Annotated in this window: 2 protein-coding genes; both read left to right on the forward strand. The window is 43.0% G+C overall.

Going from position 1 to position 3,230, the window contains the following annotated elements; all coding sequences use genetic code 11:
• Positions 1-2,890 (forward strand): efflux RND transporter permease subunit (locus B2Y23_RS13775; protein WP_291371427.1); only part of this gene is annotated, 2,890 nt, incomplete at its 5' end.
• Between the two features lie 86 nt (positions 2,891-2,976).
• The coding region (locus B2Y23_RS13780; RefSeq protein WP_291371430.1) for a cation transporter at positions 2,977-3,230 on the forward strand (254 nt) is incomplete at its 3' end.

The following is a 3,230-nucleotide window of genomic DNA, read 5'->3' on the forward strand; positions in this document are numbered from 1 at the left end:
CATGTCAGGCATGCCGAAAATGGAACAAACCCGTTCGATTTCACGCTACGGCTTATCGCAAGTGACCATCATTTTTGAAGATGGCACGGATATTTACTGGGCCAGACAGCTTATCAACCAGCGCTTGCAAGAAGCAATGGGAGAAATGCCTGAAGATGTGCAACCTAACATGTCGCCTATTTCGACAGGTTTAGGTGAAATCTATCAATGGGTGATTAAAGCCGAACCAAATGCTAAAAAGCCGGATGGAACCCCTTATTCGGCGATGGATTTACGTGAAATTCAGGATTGGATTGTAAGACCGCAATTACAGCGCGTAAAAGGCGTTGCTGAGATCAACAGTATCGGTGGCTTTAATAAAACCTATGTGGTTGCCCCTGATCTGAACCGATTGCAACAATTGCAAATTCCTTTGTCTGATTTACAAACTGCCTTAACAGAAAATAATGAAAACCGTGGTGCTGGCTATATTGAGAAAAATGGACAACAGCTAACGGTTCGTGTTCCCGGCACTTTAAACACGATTGAAGATATCCAGAACATCAGTATTGCCAATAAAAACGGCTATCCGATTCGGGTGGCAGATGTCGCCAATGTCTCAATTGGTCATGACTTAAGAACAGGGGCTGCAACCTATAATGGTGAAGAAACTGTATTGGGTATTGCCATGATGATGATGGGAGAAAATAGCCGTACCGTTGCTCAAGCCATTGATGAAAAGGTGCAATCGATCCAGCAATCGCTACCTAAAGGTGTGGTGATTGAGACTGTGTATGACCGTACGCATTTGGTTGATCGGGCGATCAAAACCGTTCAGAAAAATTTGATTGAGGGTGCAATCCTCGTCATTGTTATTTTATTTCTCTTTCTAGGTAATTTCCGTGCTGCGCTGATCACGGCTTGCGTTATTCCACTGTCAATGCTGTTTACCTTGACGGGAATGGCAGAGCAGAAGATTAGTGCAAATCTGATGAGTTTAGGGGCACTGGACTTCGGTATTATTATTGATGGTGCAGTGGTTATTGTAGAAAACTGTATCCGTCGGCTAGCAGAAGCTCAGAAGCTGAAAGGTGGTTTACTTAGCCGTTCTGAAAGATTTAAAGAAGTCTTCTTGGCTGCAAAACAGGCGCGTCGTCCTCTCATCTTTGGACAGTTAATTATTTTGGTGGTTTATCTACCTATCTTTACCCTGACGGGTGTAGAAGCCAAACTTTTCCATCCTATGGCAATGACTGTTGTACTGGCTTTAATTGGGGCCATGATTTTATCTGTCACTTTTGTGCCAGCCGCAGTTGCCCTATTTGTCACTGGAGAAGTCAAGGAAACCGAAAGTCGCTGGATGCATTGGCTTAAAACCAAATATGAACTGCTTTTAGATAAAGCCTATGAGCTTCGTTTATTTGTGACTATTGTGGCTGCCTGTATTTTAGTGCTTACGGGCGTGCTAGCCACTCAAACAGGTAGCGAGTTTGCACCTCAACTGGGTGAAGGTGATTTTGCTGTTCAGCAAATGCGTTCCCCAAGTACAGGGTTAGAACAGTCACTGAGAATGCAGGAAAATACTGAAAAGTTACTGTTGAAAGAATTTCCTGAAATTAAAGCGATCTTTGCCCGTACCGGTACAGCAGAAGTGGCCACAGATGTTATGCCACCCAACATTTCAGATGGCGTGGTACTGTTAAAACCTCATGATGAATGGCCTGATCCAAAACAAACGATTGATGAGCTTCGCCAAAGAATGATTACTTTCTTAGCGACATTGCCGGGAAATAACAGTGAGTTCTCGCAACCCATTGAACTGCGCTTTAACGAGTTAATTTCAGGGGTGCGAAGTGATGTGGGTGTCAAATTATTTGGTGATGACATGGAGATTCTAAATCGCGAAGCGAATAAAATTTCTCAAAAAATTAACTCAATTTCAGGCGCGACAGCCGTTAAGGTAGAACAGACCAGTGGCTTACCCTTGTTGAATGTAGAGGTGGATAAGTCCAGAGCTGCACAATATGGCTTGTCGGTAAGAGCAATTCAGGATCTGGTAGCTACAAGTGTCGGTGGCCAGAATGTTGGAACAATTTTACAGGGAGACAAGCGTTTTGATTTTGTCATCCGTCTAGATGAATCCCAGCGTAGTCCTGAACAGTTAGCGGTACTTCCTATTCAATTGCCGAATGGTGGTTTAGTCCAACTGCAAGATGTGGCACGCGTTGAAAATATCCTGGGTATTAATCAGGTCAGCCGTGAAAATGGTAAACGTCGAGTGGTTATTACTGCAAATGTAGAAGGACGTGATTTAGGCTCATTCGTAACAGAGCTTCAGAGCACGTTATCCAAACAGGAATTACCAAGCGGTTATTGGATAGATTATGGCGGTCAATTTCAAAATCTGATGTCTGCAAAAGCGCGTATGCAATTGGTGGTTCCGCTCGCATTGTTGACGATCTTTATTTTATTGATGGCTGTATTCCATAATATCAAAGAAAGCTTACTGGTCTTTAGTGGTGTACCGTTTGCCTTATGTGGAGGCTTAATCGCGTTGTGGTTGCGTGACATTCCATTATCCATGTCAGCAGGGGTTGGCTTCATTGCACTATCGGGGGTGGCTGTACTGAATGGCTTAGTCATGCTTACCTTTATCAAAGAGTTGCGACAACAATATGACCTTTATTATGCAACGTGGCAGGGTGCAATTTTGCGTCTTAGACCTGTGCTGATGACAGCTTGTGTGGCGTCCCTTGGGTTTGTCCCGATGGCTTTGGCAACCGGAACTGGGGCAGAAGTACAGAGACCTTTAGCAACAGTGGTTATTGGAGGAATTATCTCCTCTACCCTGCTTACATTGGTTTTATTGCCCGTACTGTACCGCTGGATGAATGAAAAGAAAGTTTCTTAATCCAATAGATTAGTCGATTTACAGCAGAGATATTGGCTGTTATCCAATATCTCTGCTCATCATAAATAGAATAAGGAAAATATTTTATGTCAGAACATCATGATCATAGCCATGCGGTTGTTACTGAAGGAAATAGTAAGAAATTAATGTTTGCTTTGGGTTTAACGACTACTTTTTTAATAGTAGAAGTTGTCGCTGCTTTTATTACCCAAAGTTTAGCATTACTGTCTGATGCCGCTCACATGTTTACTGATGTAGCCGCATTAGCTATTGCTCTTGCTGCTATCAAAATTGGTAAAAAAGCCGCAGATGATAAAAGAACTTTTGGCTATCAGCGATT

Source organism: Acinetobacter sp. UBA5934 (genome assembly GCF_002430855.1).
GTDB lineage: Bacteria > Pseudomonadota > Gammaproteobacteria > Pseudomonadales > Moraxellaceae > Acinetobacter.